Source organism: Aurantimonas coralicida DSM 14790, assembly GCF_000421645.1.
GTDB lineage: Bacteria > Pseudomonadota > Alphaproteobacteria > Rhizobiales > Rhizobiaceae > Aurantimonas > Aurantimonas coralicida.
The window spans coordinates 1-15,716 of record NZ_ATXK01000001.1; the positions used below are offsets into that span (position 1 = coordinate 1).

At 67.2% G+C, this 15,716-nt stretch carries 16 protein-coding genes and 1 tRNA gene; 5 read left to right on the top strand and 12 right to left on the bottom strand.

The features are described from left to right. The 3 genes from H536_RS0100005 to istB form a co-directional block, all read left to right on the top strand. Positions 1 to 325, top strand: a 325-nt coding sequence (locus H536_RS0100005) for a transposase (RefSeq protein WP_024348511.1), incomplete at its 5' end; no start/stop codon positions are given. 244 nt (positions 326 to 569) lie between these two features. Then, on the top strand, positions 570 to 2,069 hold the full coding sequence (gene istA / locus H536_RS0100010; RefSeq protein WP_009209117.1) for an IS21 family transposase: 1,500 nt from the start codon (positions 570 to 572) through the stop codon (positions 2,067 to 2,069). Beyond that, entirely contained in the window at positions 2,066 to 2,938 is an 873-nt protein-coding gene (gene istB / locus H536_RS0100015) for an IS21-like element helper ATPase IstB (protein WP_009209116.1), read from the top strand. Before istA ends, istB begins: the two co-directional genes overlap by 4 nt. Before the next feature lie 532 nt (positions 2,939 to 3,470). Here the strand turns inward: istB and H536_RS24740 are convergent. From H536_RS24740 to H536_RS0100075, 10 genes are all read right to left on the bottom strand, one after another. Further along, positions 3,471 to 3,797, bottom strand: coding sequence for a hypothetical protein (locus tag H536_RS24740; RefSeq protein WP_156421800.1), 327 nt, complete (start codon positions 3,795 to 3,797; stop codon positions 3,471 to 3,473). 152 nt (positions 3,798 to 3,949) lie between these two features. After that, positions 3,950 to 4,555: a metallophosphoesterase gene (locus H536_RS0100025; RefSeq protein ID WP_024348514.1), complete on the bottom strand. Its 606-nt coding sequence runs from the start codon at positions 4,553 to 4,555 to the stop codon at positions 3,950 to 3,952. After that, positions 4,548 to 4,928 carry a hypothetical protein gene (locus tag H536_RS0100030; RefSeq protein WP_024348515.1) on the bottom strand — a complete coding sequence of 127 codons (381 nt, stop codon included), beginning with the start codon at positions 4,926 to 4,928 and terminating at the stop codon, positions 4,548 to 4,550. Before H536_RS0100030 ends, H536_RS0100025 begins: the two co-directional genes overlap by 8 nt. A gap of 196 nt (positions 4,929 to 5,124) precedes the next feature. Next, positions 5,125 to 5,313 (bottom strand): hypothetical protein, encoded by a 189-nt coding sequence (locus H536_RS0100035; protein WP_024348516.1) that lies wholly within the window; start codon positions 5,311 to 5,313, stop codon positions 5,125 to 5,127. Positions 5,314 to 5,330: 17 nt separating this feature from the next. After that, entirely contained in the window at positions 5,331 to 5,495 is a 165-nt protein-coding gene (locus tag H536_RS24150; protein ID WP_154653360.1) for a hypothetical protein, read from the bottom strand. Between the two features lie 965 nt (positions 5,496 to 6,460). Further along, a tRNA-Lys gene (locus H536_RS0100055) sits at positions 6,461 to 6,536 on the bottom strand. Positions 6,537 to 6,701: 165 nt separating this feature from the next. Continuing rightward, positions 6,702 to 7,139, bottom strand: coding sequence for a PilZ domain-containing protein (locus H536_RS23015; RefSeq protein WP_155898330.1), 438 nt, complete (start codon positions 7,137 to 7,139; stop codon positions 6,702 to 6,704). 156 nt (positions 7,140 to 7,295) lie between these two features. Next, on the bottom strand, positions 7,296 to 8,315 hold the full coding sequence (gene ilvC / locus H536_RS0100065) for a ketol-acid reductoisomerase (protein ID WP_009209110.1): 1,020 nt from the start codon (positions 8,313 to 8,315) through the stop codon (positions 7,296 to 7,298). 40 nt (positions 8,316 to 8,355) lie between these two features. Further along, positions 8,356 to 8,973: a TetR/AcrR family transcriptional regulator C-terminal domain-containing protein gene (locus tag H536_RS0100070; RefSeq protein ID WP_050767679.1), complete on the bottom strand. Its 618-nt coding sequence runs from the start codon at positions 8,971 to 8,973 to the stop codon at positions 8,356 to 8,358. A 169-nt stretch (positions 8,974 to 9,142) separates the two neighbouring features. Then, entirely contained in the window at positions 9,143 to 9,886 is a 744-nt protein-coding gene (locus tag H536_RS0100075) for a pyridoxine 5'-phosphate synthase (RefSeq protein WP_024348519.1), read from the bottom strand. Between the two features lie 198 nt (positions 9,887 to 10,084). On the opposite strand from H536_RS0100075, the gene H536_RS0100080 reads away from it, so the two are divergent. Both H536_RS0100080 and H536_RS0100085 read left to right on the top strand, forming a co-directional pair. Continuing rightward, on the top strand, positions 10,085 to 11,689 hold the full coding sequence (locus tag H536_RS0100080) for a hypothetical protein (RefSeq protein ID WP_024348520.1): 1,605 nt from the start codon (positions 10,085 to 10,087) through the stop codon (positions 11,687 to 11,689). 226 nt (positions 11,690 to 11,915) lie between these two features. After that, on the top strand, positions 11,916 to 12,317 hold the full coding sequence (locus H536_RS0100085) for a hypothetical protein (protein ID WP_024348521.1): 402 nt from the start codon (positions 11,916 to 11,918) through the stop codon (positions 12,315 to 12,317). Positions 12,318 to 12,350: 33 nt separating this feature from the next. Here H536_RS0100085 and H536_RS0100090 read toward each other — a convergent pair whose 3' ends face one another. Next, positions 12,351 to 13,478 (bottom strand): ATP-dependent DNA helicase, encoded by a 1,128-nt coding sequence (locus H536_RS0100090; RefSeq protein ID WP_024348522.1) that lies wholly within the window; start codon positions 13,476 to 13,478, stop codon positions 12,351 to 12,353. A 171-nt stretch (positions 13,479 to 13,649) separates the two neighbouring features. Further along, positions 13,650 to 15,635, bottom strand: coding sequence for a hybrid sensor histidine kinase/response regulator (locus H536_RS0100095; RefSeq protein WP_024348523.1), 1,986 nt, complete (start codon positions 15,633 to 15,635; stop codon positions 13,650 to 13,652). Positions 15,636 to 15,716 lie beyond the last annotated feature (81 nt).

A 15,716-nucleotide genomic window follows, 5' to 3' on the forward strand; every position in this document is an offset into this window, starting at 1 on the left:
CGAGACGGTCACGGTCGCCGCGATCGAAGCCGGAGTGCCCAACCTGGCCAAGGCGAGAGAGTTGATCGACCGGTTTCATGCCATGATCCGCAGTCGAGAAGTCGGGGATCTTTCGTCCTGGATTCACGATGCCGAGGGAAGTTTGTTGGCGTCCTTCGCTCGCGGCATCAGTAAGGATGCATCCGCAGTGCAGGGTGCGATTACCGAACCGTGGTCGAACGGCCAGACGGAAGGCCAGGTGAACAAGCTCAAGCTCGTGAAGCGGCAAATGTACGGGCGCGCCAAGCTTGATCTTCTTGAGGCCCGCTTGCTCGGCGCCGCCTGATCGTCATCGAAAGTGCGTCAGACCCAAAATTGCACGCCGAATGACATTTTACTCTACAGCCAAAATCGACATCGCATTTCGAAGCGATTTTTATATAATCTATTCACTATATTCGATTTGAACGAAGCCCCGGTGTGTAGGGCGGTGAGAAAGTAGGCCACGGAGCGGCGGCGCTGATGCTGCGGCGGCCGGAGTAAAATCCGGCCAGTGGTTAGGCTGATTTCCTTTTGGGGAACGGCCGGGAATGTTCGCTGTGGAAGTTTACGCCGCCGTTCGGCATTTCGTGCTTATCGAGCGCAACAGCCAGCGAGAAGCGGCCCGGGTGTTTGGGCTGAGCCGCGAGACGGTCTCGAAGATGTGCCGGTTCTCGTTACCGCCGGGCTACACGCGGGTGAAGCCGGTTGCCAGGCCGAAGCTGGGAGCGTTGCTGCCGGTGATCGATTGGATCCTGGAAGCGGACGGCACGGCGCCGGTCAAGCAGCAGCACACGGCCAAGCGGATTTTCGAGCGTCTGCGCGACGAACACGGCTATGGCGGCGGCCTGACGGTGGTGAAGGACTATGTCCGGATTGCCCGGGGGCGCCTGCGCGAGACCTTCGTTCCGCTGGCGCATTCACCAGGTCATGCCCAGGTGGACTTCGGCGAGGCGATCGGCGTGATCGGCGGGGTCCGGCAGAAGATCCACTTCTTCTGCATGGACGTGCCGCAGTCGGACGCGCCGTTCGTGAAGGCCTATCCGCGGGAGACGACGGAAGCCTTCCTGGACGGTCACGTGTCGGCGTTCGACTTCTTCGGCAAGGTGCCGCTGTCGATCTTGTACGACAACACCACGATCGCGGTGGCCAGGATCTGCGGCGACGGCCGCCGTGAGCGCACCCGGGCCTTCACGGAACTCCAGAGCCACTACCTTTTTGCCGATCGTTTCGGCCGCCCTGGAAAGGGGAATGACAAAGGGAAAGTCGAGGGGCTGGTGAAGTATGCCCGGTCGAACTTCATGACGCCGATCCCGCAGGCGGCGAGCTTCGACGATCTCAACGCCATGCTGGCGGAGCGCTGCCGGCAGCGGCAGGGCGAAGTCGCCGGACGCCATAGCGAGACGATCGGCGAGCGGCTCGTCGCCGATCTGGAGGCCTTCAAGGACTTGCCGGCGACACCGCTCGAGCCGTGCGAGAAGCGAGCGGCCCGGGTCTCGTCCACCGCCCTGGTCCGCTACCGCTGCAACGACTACTCGGTGCCGACATCGTTCGGCTTCCGGGATGTTCTGGTGAAGGGCTTTGTCGACGAGGTGGTGATCCTGTGTGCCGGCGAAGAGATCGCCCGACACCGCCGCTCCTATGCCACCGGCACCTTTGTCTTCGACCCGCTGCATTATCTGATGCTGCTCGAGATGAAGCCGAACGCCCTCGACCAGGCGGCGCCGTTGCAGGGCTGGGATCTGCCCGAGACGTTCCAGCATCTGCGCCATCTTCTGGAGGCCCGTATGGGCAATCGCGGCAAGCGGGAGTTCATCCAGGTGCTGCGGCTGATGGAGGCGATGCCGATGGGGATCGTGGCGGCCGCGGTCACCGAGGCGATCCGGCTCGGCGCGATCGGGTTCGACGCGGTCAAGCTGATCGCTCTGTCGCGGATCGAACGACGGCCCCTGCGGCTTGACCTCTCTCGATATCCGCATCTGCCGAAGATGGATGTGAGGACAACGGCGGCGGCTGACTATGCCGTTCTGGTCCCCGGGAAGGCAGCATGAGCGGCAAGTCAGGGACCGATACGATGCCGACGGGAACCACGAGCGGCACGCCGCAGGTCCTGCTCGCGCACCATCTCAAGCAGTTGAAGCTGCCGACGGTTCTGCGGGAGTATGACAAGGTCGCCCGCGAATGCGCCCGCGAGGGTGTCGACCATCCCCGCTACCTGCTTCGCCTGATCGAATTGGAGCTGATCGATCGGGAGCGCCGCACGATCGAGCGACGGATCAAGGCGGCCCGGTTCCCGGCGGTCAAAAGCCTCGACACGTTCGACTTCACCGCGATTGCGAGCCTCAACAAGATGCTGGTGCTCGAGCTGGCGCGGTGCGAGTTCATCCTGCGCCGGGAGAACGTCATCGCCCTCGGCAACTCCGGCACCGGCAAGAGCCATGTGGCCCTGGCTCTTGGACTGGCCGCCTGCCAGAAGGGGCTCACCGTCACGTTCACCACCGCGGCGGCCCTCGTTCACCAGCTCATGGAAGCCCGCGACGAGCGCCGTCTTCTGAAGCAGCAACGCGATCTTCAGGCGGTGCAACTCCTCATCGTCGACGAGCTTGGCTACGTGCCGCTCTCACCGACGGGCGCCGAGCTTCTGTTCGAGGTGTTCTCGCAGCGCTACGAGCGCGGCTCCACCATCGTCACCTCGAACCTGCCGTTCGAGGACTGGACGAGCGTCCTGGGGTCGGAGCGGCTCACCGGCGCGTTGCTCGATCGCCTGACGCACCATGTCCATATCCTGACGATGAATGGCGACAGCTACCGCCTCAAGCAGTCCGCCGGGCAACGACGGGCTGCCGCGGCAAGGGCGGAGCAAAACCAGGCCACCGCCGAGACCGTGGATCCCGATACCGGCGAGATCACTGACCCCTGATCCTTAGGATAGACCGCGCGACATAGGAAAAGGCCCGATCGGGCCCTTTCCTATGTCGCGCCCCTGTCGGCCAGGTGGCCTGCTTTTACTCCGTCCCGCTGGCCTGGTTTTGCTCCGACGTTGACACCCCGGTCAGATCAAATGCGATCGTAAACTCCGCTCCAGGACGAGCGAGTTTCACCCGGCAGATCGTGGCCCCATGCCTGATCCGCCGTGGAGAAGCCTCGAATACAGCGGTCAGGAACCATCGGCAAAAGCCGCAAACAATGAGAGCGTTTGTTCGAGGCCCCTGCCCCGCGACCAATCCACAGCGTCGAAAACCAGCCGGCACCCTCGCCGTTCGCGTTCGCCTAGGAGGAGCACTTCCTAAGAGCGACGTCTTTTCGCGAGGTAGGGTTTACCCCGCCCGACCCGTCAACGTCGTTCTCAGTGGCCTTTACGTGGCTCGTATGGAGAGCGATGGCCACTTCTTGGGCCTCCGGCCACTCTACGAGGTCAACCAGAGTCTGGTGGAGCCATGGGAGATACGGCATCAGCCGAGCGACCGGATGACGGCGTCGCGCTGGTCGACGGCGCGGCGGAGGCGGGCGATCTCGGCGCGGAGTTCGGCGGCTTCGTCTTGCGCGTCGAGGGCCATCGTGACCGCAGCCTTGGCGAGCGTGGACATCTGACCGGCATCATGGCGCGCCGACGACAGGGCGTGGTCCCACGCGCCATGGGCAGCCTCTTCTTCACGGGCGATGCGGCCGGCGCGGATCGCGTCGATCAAGCCGAAGATTGTCTGATGCATTACGACTGCAGCGATGGCTCCGGTGGCGAGAGCGCCGCCCTGGACTGCGTGAGGATTCGTGAATGCCATGGGGATCGCCTCCGGTTTGAGAACGGCAACTTGGAGGGCTCGGGAATCGACGTCAACGACTGCATTCCGGCATGACCGGCGAAGGGCTCACCGGATTCGAATAAGTCGAGACAACGGGAATTAGCTGCCGAAAGGAACCGGTCGGACATTTGCTATAGTGGCAGTTCACTCGTATGCGCATCGCCGCGAGCCTCGTCGTCCATTTCGCTGACTGCCCGCGCCGCCCTCGCGTCGTCGAGCACCGCCTGCTGCCGCTCCAGCGTCGGGCGGATCTCGTTGAGCGTCACTGGCGTGTAATTCCAAACATCGACGCCGACGTCGACCGAACGCCCGATGCCCGGCAGGCTGCCGTGCGAATGTCCGTAGAGATGAATGGCACCGTGATGGAGGCTGGGCCAGGTGCGAAGGGCGTAGTGGTCGAGCACCACGGGCATCTTCTCCTCCGGGTGCCGGAGCATCAGGCGGTCACGCGGCGGAGACGCCCAAGGGAGCGTGCGCACCTTCTCCCGGTCATGGTTGCCGATGATGAGGTGCTTGCGGCCGTTCAGACGGTCGAAGATCTCGCGGCCGCGTCCCGCCGTTGCGCCCATGGTGAAGTCACCGAGGTGGTAGACGATGTCGGATTTCCGCACGCGGTCATTCCAGCGGCGGATGAGACCCTCGTCCATGTCCTCGACATCGTAGAACGGGCGATCGCACATCGCGATGATGCCGCGATGGCCGAAGTGGGTGTCGGCGGTGAAGAAGATCTCAGCCATGGCTCGCATCCTCCATCGCTTGATGGGTCGCTTCGAGGAGCATTCGCAGATGCGGAGTTGCGTCGCCGATCACCGAGGAGGTGACCTCCGCGTCGCGAGCCCGGACTCGCAAAAGGTTCAGGTCTCGGAATGCAACCTTGAACGCCTCCGCGTCGGCAAACGCCCTGGGCCAATACGGGGTGATGAGCGCTTGGCTGGCGCAGACTAGAGCGCTCGCTAGAGCATGTCGCGCCCGGTAGCCCTCATAACTGTCGCGGGCGAGGTCGACCATCGCCCGGCTCTCCCGGTCGAGCAGCCGCAGCGCCATCGAGAGGTGTCGGGCGGCGGACCGCAATTGCGTCTTGAACGGGTTGGGCGGGATGTCTCTCGTCATGGCGGTCGCTCTATCTGTCGGGGCGTGCGTCGGCGCGGCCCGGAAGGGACCGTTAGGCAGTACGGCGACGTATGAGCTGCGAGCGAGAGATCATGAGAGCCTTGTGCGGCGTCGGGAGGGTTGGCGTCAAGCCGGCCGGCGGGCAAACAAACCGGCGCGGTGGCCGGGGCTGGTGTCGTCGACGGGGTGGGGTGGATCAGGCGGCCTGCGCCGACAGCCGCAGGACCTCGGCCCGGTCGCCCGCCGCGACCTCGGTGTCGAGGTACGCCATGGCGGCAGCCGCGCCACGCTCGGCAAGCCGGATCCTGTAGATGACCGACTGGAAGGACTTCCTGTCTTCGAAGTCGAGCGCGGCGATGGTTTCGGCGGCGGAACGGTACGTCATGGTCTCTCCCTCGCTTCTCAAGCTGCGCGCCGGATTCTGCGGACGTCGTAGCGGAGCTCGCCCACTTTCTCCTCGAGCGTCTCGAGGTGCGCCTCCAATGCGAGCATGTATGCGGCGACGGCCGGGGTGCAGCCGAGGCCGTTTGCCCTTCGGACGGCGATGTCATGCGTATGGTCGGTCATTGTCTCTCTCCCTCGTTGCGGACCCGGTCCCCCGCGTGCCCCAAGAGAAGCGTTGGGCGCCGGCGGGATGGCGTCAGATTCGAGGGGGATCGGCGGCAGAGATCAGGCTGCCTCTCCCGGCGACGCGTACCCACGGCCATAGCGATCGAGGAAGACGTTCGGCTGCTGCATCGCGCGGCACCAGCAACGCCACAGGAAGCCCCCTGCGTCCTCGCCGTGCTGGCCGAAGCGGAGTTCCTCCCGGAAGCGGCGTCGATGGGCGGCCGAAAGGCGACGTCGAGAGCACGGTTGATGGCGGCCTCCGCCGCCGGGCCGTCGTCCGGTCGCGGCCATTCGTGGATCGGGCCAAAGCCGATCTCAAGCAGGGCGTAGAGGTGGTCGGAGTTGGGGTCGTCGATGGTGTCCTCCTGGTGTTGGTGGACCAGCACGGGGCGCCGAGGCGCGGGCGCGAAACCGCCGGCGGAGGGCGGGATGGCGACCTCGAATCTTGCGGGATGGGCCGTCACGGTGAACGCGGCCGCCGAGGTCTACCAGTTCGGCCCCCTCTGCGAGGGGAATCGTGGGCCCCACCCCACCGGGCGCCGACCGGCAGGGGCGCTAACCCGTAGGCCTTCACTCCCCGGGTGGCGACACTTCGGCGGAGCGAAATCACGGCGGGCACCGCGACGCGCGGGGTGCCTGATCGCAACAGGCGTGACCTGACCGGTCACGCGCCTCGACCCACAAAAGGGGAAGCAGATGAACAAGACCTTCGCGAGGGCGCTGGGCATTGGACGACTGTCCGTGGTCCGCTTGAAGATCGTGGCAGTGAACCCGAAGCGGCAGCAGGCCCCGCAACTTGGAATCAGGCCCAGCGGGGGCTCGTAAACTATTTTGGCTGTGACCTGTACGTGACCTGAGAAGCCATCGCGCTGACCGCAAGGTCACACCTGCGGCCCCCAAGTGCCTGCTATATCAAGAAAATTTGGTGGGTGATGTAGGGTTCGAACCTACGACCCGCTGATTAAGAGTCAGCTGCTCTACCAACTGAGCTAATCACCCACGACGCCGGTGGCGTTCGGTAGCGGCTACATAAGCGGAAGCGCGGTGGCTGTCCACCCGTCGGCGGGCATTTTTTGCAGTGCGATGACGGTTATTTTCGTGGAGCGCGCGGCAAGTGGCCCGGACCGGGCGTCAGGTGCCGCGCAGGATGGGTTTCGACGCCGGTCAGGACCAGGCGAAGAGGCGCGTCAGGGCGGCTGGCAGCGCTTCCGGCGTGATCTTGCGGATGCCGCCGGCCGGGGCCGGGGCCGGCTGCGATTCGGGCTGCCTGGCCGTCGTCTGCGGCGGCAGCGGGCGCTGGTCCCCCGCCTCCGGGCCGGGCTCGATATCGAGGAAGCGGATGCCGGCGAACATGGCGCGGCGATAGACCAGGCGCGCCGGGCGCTCGTCGCGCTCCTCGCCGATCCGGATCTGGAATTCCTTGGGCAGATGCGCCGCGTCGTCGATGGTCAGCAGGGCGCCGGTCGCCGAGATGTTGCGCACGATGCAGTCGAAGGTGGAAAAGCCGCCGTTGAAGATGACCTTGGCGCGCTTGAGCGTGCGCGTGCGGGGCGCGACGCGGCGTTCCGAATCGTCCGGTTCATGTTCGGGAAGCGCAGCCATATCGGCCTCCATGCCAGGACAGTCGGTCCGGTTGTCGCAGGAACTCCTTTGCAATTCCTGAACCAAACCCGGTGAAATTCAAGCGAAATGCAAAGCGCCGGCGGGACAGGTCCCGCCGGCGCTCAAACTGTTGCAGGCTCGGTTGAAGCGAAGCGCCTAGTTGCGGTCCTTGTCGACCAGCGCGTTCGACTTGATCCACGGCATCATGCCGCGCAGCTTCTCGCCGACTTCCTCGATCTGGTGCTTGTCGTTGAGACGGCGGATGCCCTTGAAGCGTGCGCCACCGGCCCGGTACTCCTGCATCCAGTCCGAGGTGAACTTGCCGGTCTGGATGTCGGCCAGAACCCGCTTCATCTCGGCCTTGGTCTCGGCGGTGATGATGCGCGGGCCGGAGACATACTCGCCCCACTCGGCGGTGTTGGAGATCGAGTAGTTCATGTTGGCGATGCCGCCCTCATAGATGAGGTCGACGATCAGCTTCACTTCGTGCAGGCACTCGAAATAGGCCATTTCCGGCGCGTAGCCGGCTTCCACCAGCGTCTCGAAGCCGGCGCGGATCAGCTCGACCAGACCGCCGCACAGGACGACCTGCTCGCCGAACAGGTCGGTCTCGCACTCTTCCTTGAAGTTGGTCTCGATGATGCCCGAGCGACCGCCGCCGACGCCGCAGGCGTAGGACAGCGCCAGGTCGAGGGCGTTGCCCGACGGGTCCTGGTGGACGGCGACGAGGCACGGCACGCCGCCGCCCTTCTGGTATTCGCCGCGCACGGTGTGGCCCGGGCCCTTCGGCGCGATCATGACGACGTCGACGGTCGCCTTCGGCTCGATCAGGCCGAAATGCACGTTGAGTCCGTGGGCGAAGGCGATCGCCGCGCCGTCGCGGATGTTCGGGGCGATCTCGTCGCGGTAGATGTCGGCCTGGAGCTCGTCCGGGGTGGCCATCATCATCAGGTCGGCCCAGCCGGCCGCCTCGGAGACGGTCATGACCTTGAAGCCGTCGGCCTCGGCCTTCTTGGCGGTCGCCGAACCGGCGCGCAGGGCAACGGCGACGTCGTTGGCGCCGGAATCCTTCAGGTTCAGCGCATGGGCGCGGCCCTGGCTGCCATAGCCGATGATCGCGACCTTGCGGGACTTGATGAGGTTGAGATCGGCATCCCGATCGTAATAGACGCGCATGCTGTATCCTCCTTTGGATGCTTTGCTTGTTGTCGTGAATTCAGGCCGTGACCGGCCTCTCCTCGTCCACTCCGTAAAGAGCGAAGAACTGTGTGGTGGCGCGCTCCGCGTCGCGGGCGACGGCCGCCTTGTCGAGCGTCAGCCGGTCGCCGAGCAGCAGCCGGATCTGCACGTCGCGCACGACGAGACCGAAGAAGCTGCGGAAGGCGTCGTCAGCATCCTCGAAGCGCACCAGCCCGGCATTGCGACCGGCCTCCAGCGCCGGCTTCAGCCGCCGGGCCATGGCGAACGGCCCGTTATGCAGGACGATGGCGCCGAGATCGGCCGTCTTCGAGCCGGCCTCGGCAATAGCCAGCCGGTTGAGCGCCACCGAGGTCGGACCGCTGAGGACGGTCAGCCAGTCGCGGGCGAACTGGGTCAGATGCGCCGCGAGGCGCTCGCGCGATGCCGCCTCCGCTCCCACCGGCACGCCGCGGACCTTCGCGGCCTGCCACTGCACCGTCGCGGTCAACAGCCCGTCGCGGTCGCCGAACCATTTGTACAGGGTTTCCTTGGAGCAGCTCGCGGCACGCGCCACGGCAGTCATGGTCAGCGGCCGGCGCGCCTCGACGAGCAGGCGCAGCGCCGCGTCCAGCACATCGCACTGGCGCTCCGTCATGCTCTCCACGGCGATGGTTTCGGTTGCCGACACACTGCCTCCAGGGGCGGCTCGCGAGAGCCGTACCGTACGTTACGGTACGGCTTCTAGGAGGTGTCGGTGGCGGACGCAAGCGGAAATCCGCAGAGCCCGCCCTTTCCCATTCGAGTGCCCGGTATTCGCTGGGGATTCAGCCCTGGCCGCAGGCGGCCCGGAACCGCCGCACCGAGGTCTCCATGCCGTATTCCAGCGCATCGGCGGTCAGGCCGTGGCCGATCGAGACCTCGGCCAGCTCCGGAATGCGCGCGACCAGCGCCGGCAGATTCGCCACGGTCAGGTCGTGCCCGGCATTGACGCCCAGCCCCGCGGCGAGCGCCGCATCGGCCGTCGCGCCGAGCCGCTCGATCTCGGCCTTCGCCGCGTCCGGGTCGGCATGTGTGCCGCCATAGGGGCCGGTATAGAGCTCGATCCGGTCGCAGCCCGTGGCCGCCGCAGCCGCCATCGCCGCCGGATCGGCATCGGCAAACAGCGAGACCCGCGCGCCGCCGGCCTGCAGCCGCGCGACGATGGGCGTCAGGAACGCCCCCTCGCCGGCAAAATCCCAGCCATGGTCCGAGGTCGGCTGCGAGGGATCGTCGGGCACCAAGGTCACCTGCTCGGGGCTGACGGTCTCGGCCAAAGCGAGGAAGTCCTCGGTCGGATAGCCCTCGATGTTGAATTCGGCCGCCGGAAACTCGTTGTCGATCAGGGCGCGCAGCTCCGGCAGGTCGGAGAACCGGATGTGCCGCTGGTCCGGCCGCGGATGCACGGTCAGGCCATGGGCCCCGGCCCGCAGCGCGATCCGGCCGAAATCGACCACGTTCGGCCATGGCAGGTCGCGGCGATTGCGCAGCATGGCGACGGCATTGAGATTGACGGAGAGAGCGGTCGACATGCGGGCCTCGCGGAAACGTTTCGGCGCCCCGTAAGTGTGCGATCCCCGGCGACCGGTCAACGGCCGGGCGAGAAAACCTCCCGATCCGGGCGCACGCGCCGAATGCGTGTTGAAAGCCCCTGCCCGACCGCTAGTCTGTTGAACACGTTACCAATGCCCGGGGGCTCCCCCCGGGACGCGTTGCGAGGGAGAGACAGCATGCGTGGTTCGAACTTCATACCCATCGTCGTCGCCGGGGTCGTCGGCATTGCGATCGGCTGGGCCGTCGGCCCCGACTATGACGACCTGCAGGAGGATCTGGGCAACCAGATGCAGGGCGTCGCCGGCCGGATGCAGGCCGAGATCCAGAAACTGCAGACCAGCGTTTCGGAGCTGAGCCAGCAGGCGGCGGCCCCCGCCGACGACGCGGTGGCGCAGACGCAGCAGGCCATCGCCGATCTGGGCGCCCGTCTCGACCAGATGGGCGGCGACTTCCAGAGCCGCACCGAGGCGCTCGGCCAGTCGCTGCAGAGCGGCGCCGGCGAGGCCCGCGATGCGGCCGCCGCCAAGCTCGACGAGCTCGCCGCTGCGATCGAGGGGCTGAAGGGCGACATCGCCGCCGCACCGGCTGCCGCGCCGCAGGGCGAAGCGGATGCCGCAGGCGGCGACCCGGCGGCACTGGCGAGCCAGGTCGGCAACACCGGCGCGATCCTGCTGCCGGGCCAGTCGGCGATCTTCGGCGGCAATCCGGTGCAGCTGGTGTCGATCTCCGCCGACAGCGGCAGCGCGACGCTGGCGGTCGCCGGCGGCGATCCGCAGGACGTGATGTCGGGCAGCGCGATCGACGCTGGCAATGGCTGCCAGGTGACGCTGGCCGGCGTGGCCGCCGGCGCGGCCTATCTCGGATCGCAGGAATGCGCCGGGGCGGCAGCGCCGGCTGGCGGTGACCAGAGTGCCGCCGCCGCACCGGCCGCGCCCGAGCCGCAGCAGGCGGAAGCGGCGCCCGCACAGGAGGCGCAGCCGGCAACGGCCGAAGCCGCGCCTGACGCGGCAACGCAGGAGGCCCAGCCGGCCGCAGCAGAGACGGCGCCCGATGCGGCAGCGCAGGACGCCCCTGCCGAGACCGCGGCTGCGGCGGAACAGCCCGAGGCCACCGAAACGGCGCAACCCGCTGCTGCTGCCGCGCCCGCCGAACAGCCGGCCGCGGCACGTGCCACCAGCCAGACCGTGCCGGTCGGCGGGACGGCGAGCTTCGGCGAGACCAGGATCTTCGTCTCCGCCATCGCCGAGGACAGCGCGACGCTCTTCGCCGTCGGCGGTGGCGGCCGCGAGACGGTCGCCGTCGGCTCGGCTCTCGATGCCGGCAATGGCTGCAGCGTGACGGTCGAGGCGATCGAGAGCGGTCAGGTGACCCTCGCCAGCGACGGCTGCACCGGCGACGCTGCCGCGACCAGCGAAGACAGCGCCGCACCGGCGGCCGATGACGCCGCCGCGGCACCCCAGGAGACGCCGGCAGAACAGCCGGATGCGGCGGCAAGCGCCGCGCCGGCCGAGGGCGACGCGGCAGCCGCGCCGGCCGAACCGGCCAGCGAAAGCGATGCGGCCGCCGGTGGCGGCGGGATCACGGTCGGCCAGACGGCGACCTTCGGCGAGACGAAGGTTTTCGTCTCCGGCCTCGGCGACAATGGCGCGACGCTCTACGTCGTCGGCGTCGGGCGCCAGCAGGTCGAGGCCGGCGGCTCCGCCGATCTCGGCGACGGCTGCGCGGTCACGGTCGACCGGATCGAGGATCGCACCGTATATCTGACGGCGAATGGCTGCTGACAGCCGAGCAAAGCGTCGATGATCGGAAAGGGCGGGACCGCGAGGCTCCCGCCCTTTTTCATGCCCCGGACTGACCCAACGGAATACCGCGCATCACCGGATTGAAAATCCTGTCGATATTACGCGGCAACGCGGCTAGACTGCCCCGGCGACGGCGCATGTCTGCCCGGTCGCTTACGGCACGGCATCGGATCACAGCTGTTTCGGCAGGATCGGGAGTTTCGCCATGGTCAGGATCGACAGACTTTACGTCATCATCGGCATCGTGTGGCTGCTTGCAGGCGCGGCCTTCGGCACATGGCTCGGCGCGACCGGCCACCACAATTTCTCCAATTCCCACGCCCATATCGGGCTTCTGGGCTTCGTCGCCTCGGTCCTCTTCGGCCTGGTGCACAAGGTCTGGCCCGAACTGCGCACCCGCCGCCTCGCCTTGCCGCAACTGGCGGTCTACGAGATCGGCACAGCGTTCCTGATCCTCGGCAAGATCATGGTCGACGCGACCGGCGAGGAAAACCTGTTCCTGTTCGTCGGCTCGATCACCGTCATCCTCGGGGCGTTGATGTTCCTCTGGCTGTTCGTCAAAGGCTCGGAGGCGAGCGACGCGCCGACCCTCTCGCCGGCCGAATAGGCCGCGCTTCTCGGCCGGCAGGACCCGGCGGGGCTACTTGACGATGGTCAGCCGCTCGGCCGCGCGGGTGATGGCGGTGTAGAGCCAGCGCTCGCGCGTTTCCTTGAAGGCCCAGCTCTCGTCGAACAGCATGACGTTGTTCCACTGCGAGCCCTGCGCCTTGTGCACGGTCAGCGCGTAGCCATAGTCGAAATCGTCGAAACGCTTCTTGGTCGGCCAGGGAATGTCGGCGTCGGGATCCTCGAAGGCGGCTTTCAGCAGCCGGATCTTCGCGGCGCCCTGGTCGATGTCGTCGTCGTCCGGTTTCACGATCAGATTGACGCCCGGCTTGGTGGTTTCCCGCGAGGCCGTCATCACCTGCCAGAGCGAGCCGTTAAGCAGCCCCTTGGCCGGGTCGTTGCGCAGGCAGACCAGCTTGTCGCCCGACATCGGCAGCGGGCCCTCGAAGCCCTTCAGTTCGCGCAGCCGCGCATTGTAGCGCCGGCGGGTGCGGTTGGTGCCAACCAGCACCTGGTCGGCGGCCAGCACCTCGTCGGTTTCCACCTCGCGCTTGCCGATGATGCGGGCCGCGCCCCAGTCGCCATGCATCAGCTCCTTGCCTTCGCGCACATGCAGGGCCAGGTCGATGATCGGGTTGTCGCGCGCCTGGCGGTGGATTTCGGTCAGGAGGAAATCCGGCTCGGCCTCGGTGAAGAAGCCGCCGCCCGACACCGGCGGCAGCTGCCCCGGATCGCCCAGCACCAGGATCGGCGTGCCGAAGGACATCAGGTCGCGGCCCAGCGCCTCGTCCACCATCGAGCACTCGTCGACGATGATCAGCTTAGCCTTGGCGACCGGGCTCTGCCGGTTCAGGGAGAAGGTCGGCGAGACCCGCGACAGGCCGCTGGTCTCGTCGGAGATCGTCTCCTCGCCGCGCGGGCGGTAGATGAGCGAATGCAGCGTGCGGGCGCTCTTGGCGCCCTTCGAGCGCAGCACCTGCGCCGCCTTGCCGGTGAAGGCGGCGAACTGCACCGCCCCGTCGATGCCCTCGGCGAAATGCCGCGCCAGCGTCGTCTTGCCGGTTCCGGCATAGCCGAACAGCCGGAAGATCGGTGTCTCGCCGTCCGCCAGCCAGTCGGCCACGGCCTTCAGCGCATCGTCCTGCTGTGGTGAGAGCTTCAAGCCGATCTCCGGTTGCCAGCCGGGCACGCGGCCCGATTCCCATTGCGGACAGCCTTATAGGTCCCGGCGCGGTTTTTCACCCTCGTCGCCGATGCGCCGTGCGCTTGCCCACCGTCGGTGGCAAACGCACCACGAACGCCGCTGCAGGGCGGCGCGGCGCGGGTCCTCGGTTCAGGAGCCGGCGATGGCCGCACCCGGCGACGCCGCCTTGCCGGCGCCGAGGATCGCGGTGATCGCCTTGGCCAGTTCGTATTCGCCGAAGGGCTTGGACAGCTTGGGCAGGCTGTTGTCGCCGCCGGGCGGCAGCTCCGCATAGCCGGTCGCCAGGATGATCGGCAACCCGGGCCATTCGCCCCGGATCGCCTCGGCAAGCTGGCTGCCTGTCATCCGCGGCATGGCGTGATCGGTGATCACCAGCTCGATATCCGCCTCGCTCCGCAGGATGTCGAGCGCCTCCATGCCCGACGTCGCCTCGAAGACGCGGTGGCCCATGTCCTCCAGCATCGCGACGGTGTTCATCAGCACCAGCCCGTCATCGTCCACGGCGAGGATGGCGAGCGGCCGGTCCTCGGCCGGTGCAGCCGGCGCTTCGGGCGCACGTGCCGGCGCCGGCGCCGGCGCGAGCGCGGCCGTGGCGACCGGCAGCCACAGTTCGACGCGGGTCCCCTCGCCCTTGCGGCTGTGGATCTGCAGGCCGCCCCCCGACTGGCTGACCAGCCCGTGCACCATGGACAGGCCGAGGCCGGTGCCCTTGCCGACGCCCTTGGTGGTGAAGAACGGCTCGGCGGCGCGCTTCGCCGTCTCGGGATCCATGCCTTCGCCCGTATCGATCACCGCAAGCCGGACATAGCGTCCGGCCGCGAGCCCGCCCGGCCTTGCCGTGTCGATAGCCGCCTCGTCGGCCTCGATGACGACGACGCCGCTGCCGTCCATCGCGTCGCGGGCATTGACCATCAGATTGAGAAGCGCCGTCTCGAGCTGGTTGGGATCGATATGGGCGGGTGCGAGCCCGGCGGGAAAGCGCGTCTCGATGCGGACTTCGGGACCGATCGAGCGCTCCAGGAAAGCCGTGATGCCGGCGACGAGTTCGGCGAGATCGACGGTGCGCGGCGCCAGATCCTGCCGACGCGCGAAGGCCAGCATGCGCTGGGTCAGCGACGCGCCGCGGCGGGCCCCTTCCAGCGCATTGTCGATCAGCGACTGGACGGCCGGCGGGTCGATGCCGACCCGCTTGCGGGCCATTTCCAGGCTGCCGATCACCGCGGTCAGCAGATTGTTGAAGTCATGGGCGATGCCGCCGGTGAGCTGGCCGATCGCCTCCATCTTCTGCGACTGGGCCAGCGCCTCATTGGCCTTGGCCAGTGCCTCCTGCGCTTCCTTGCGCTCGGTGACGTCGCGGGTGATCTTGGCAAAGCCGATCACCCTGCCCGCCTCGTCGTCGACCCGGTCGACCACCACGCTGGCCCAGAACCGACTGCCATCCTTGCGGATGCGCCAGCCCTCGGTCTCGAAGCGGCCATCCCTGAGCGCAGTGGCCAGACCGCGCTGCGGCTCGCCCCGCTCGCGGTCTTCGGGCGAGAAGAAGCGGGAGAAATGCTGGCCGACGATCTCGTCGCGGCTGTAGCCCTTGATCCGCTCGGCGCCGAAATTCCAGTTGGTCACCCGGCCCTCGGGATCGAGCATGTAGATGGCGTAGTCGCTGACCCCGTTGACCAGGAGCCGGAACTGCTTTTCGCTGCGCTGCAGATCCTCCTGCGCCTGCTTGCGCTCGGTCAGGTCGCGGGTGATCTTGGCGTAGCCGATGAGGGTGCCGTCGGCGTGCCGGATCGGGTCGAGCACCACATGCGCCCAGAACTGGCCGCCGTCCTTGCGCACGCGCCAGCCTTCGGTCTCGAAGCGCCCTTCCACGGCGGCGATGCGCAGGGCCCGCTGCGGCAGCCCGGCATCGCGATCCGCCGGCACGAAGAAGCGAGAGAAATGCGAGCCGAGAATCTCGTCCGCCGTATAGCCCTTGAAGCGCTGCGCGCCCGCGTTCCAGCTGGTGATGATGCCGTCCGGATCGAGCATGTAGATGGCATAGTCGGTGATCGCGTCGACGAGCAGCCGGTAGCGGCCTTCGTCACTGGCCGACGCGGTCGCCCGCTCCGTTCGCTCCATCCCCGTATCCCTCACGCATCTGTCCATCACAGACATAGCAGCGGAACGCCCCGCGCCAAGATGGCGCAGGGAGCCCGCGGA

What these genes read in the sequence shown, in the direction of transcription:
- istA (WP_009209117.1), top strand. Translation starts at nt 570, where the DNA reads ATGTTCGCTGTGGAAGTTTACGCCGCCGTTCGGCATTTCGTGCTTATC.
- istB (WP_009209116.1), top strand. Translation starts at nt 2,066, where the DNA reads ATGAGCGGCAAGTCAGGGACCGATACGATGCCGACGGGAACCACGAGC.
- H536_RS24740 (WP_156421800.1), bottom strand. Translation starts at nt 3,797, where the DNA reads ATGGCATTCACGAATCCTCACGCAGTCCAGGGCGGCGCTCTCGCCACC.
- H536_RS0100025 (WP_024348514.1), bottom strand. Translation starts at nt 4,555, where the DNA reads ATGGCTGAGATCTTCTTCACCGCCGACACCCACTTCGGCCATCGCGGC.
- H536_RS0100030 (WP_024348515.1), bottom strand. Translation starts at nt 4,928, where the DNA reads ATGACGAGAGACATCCCGCCCAACCCGTTCAAGACGCAATTGCGGTCC.
- H536_RS0100035 (WP_024348516.1), bottom strand. Translation starts at nt 5,313, where the DNA reads ATGACGTACCGTTCCGCCGCCGAAACCATCGCCGCGCTCGACTTCGAA.
- H536_RS24150 (WP_154653360.1), bottom strand. Translation starts at nt 5,495, where the DNA reads ATGACCGACCATACGCATGACATCGCCGTCCGAAGGGCAAACGGCCTC.
- H536_RS23015 (WP_155898330.1), bottom strand. Translation starts at nt 7,139, where the DNA reads ATGGCTGCGCTTCCCGAACATGAACCGGACGATTCGGAACGCCGCGTC.
- ilvC (WP_009209110.1), bottom strand. Translation starts at nt 8,315, where the DNA reads ATGCGCGTCTATTACGATCGGGATGCCGATCTCAACCTCATCAAGTCC.
- H536_RS0100070 (WP_050767679.1), bottom strand. Translation starts at nt 8,973, where the DNA reads ATGACGGAGCGCCAGTGCGATGTGCTGGACGCGGCGCTGCGCCTGCTC.
- H536_RS0100075 (WP_024348519.1), bottom strand. Translation starts at nt 9,886, where the DNA reads ATGTCGACCGCTCTCTCCGTCAATCTCAATGCCGTCGCCATGCTGCGC.
- H536_RS0100080 (WP_024348520.1), top strand. Translation starts at nt 10,085, where the DNA reads ATGCGTGGTTCGAACTTCATACCCATCGTCGTCGCCGGGGTCGTCGGC.
- H536_RS0100085 (WP_024348521.1), top strand. Translation starts at nt 11,916, where the DNA reads ATGGTCAGGATCGACAGACTTTACGTCATCATCGGCATCGTGTGGCTG.
- H536_RS0100095 (WP_024348523.1), bottom strand. Translation starts at nt 15,635, where the DNA reads ATGGAGCGAACGGAGCGGGCGACCGCGTCGGCCAGTGACGAAGGCCGC.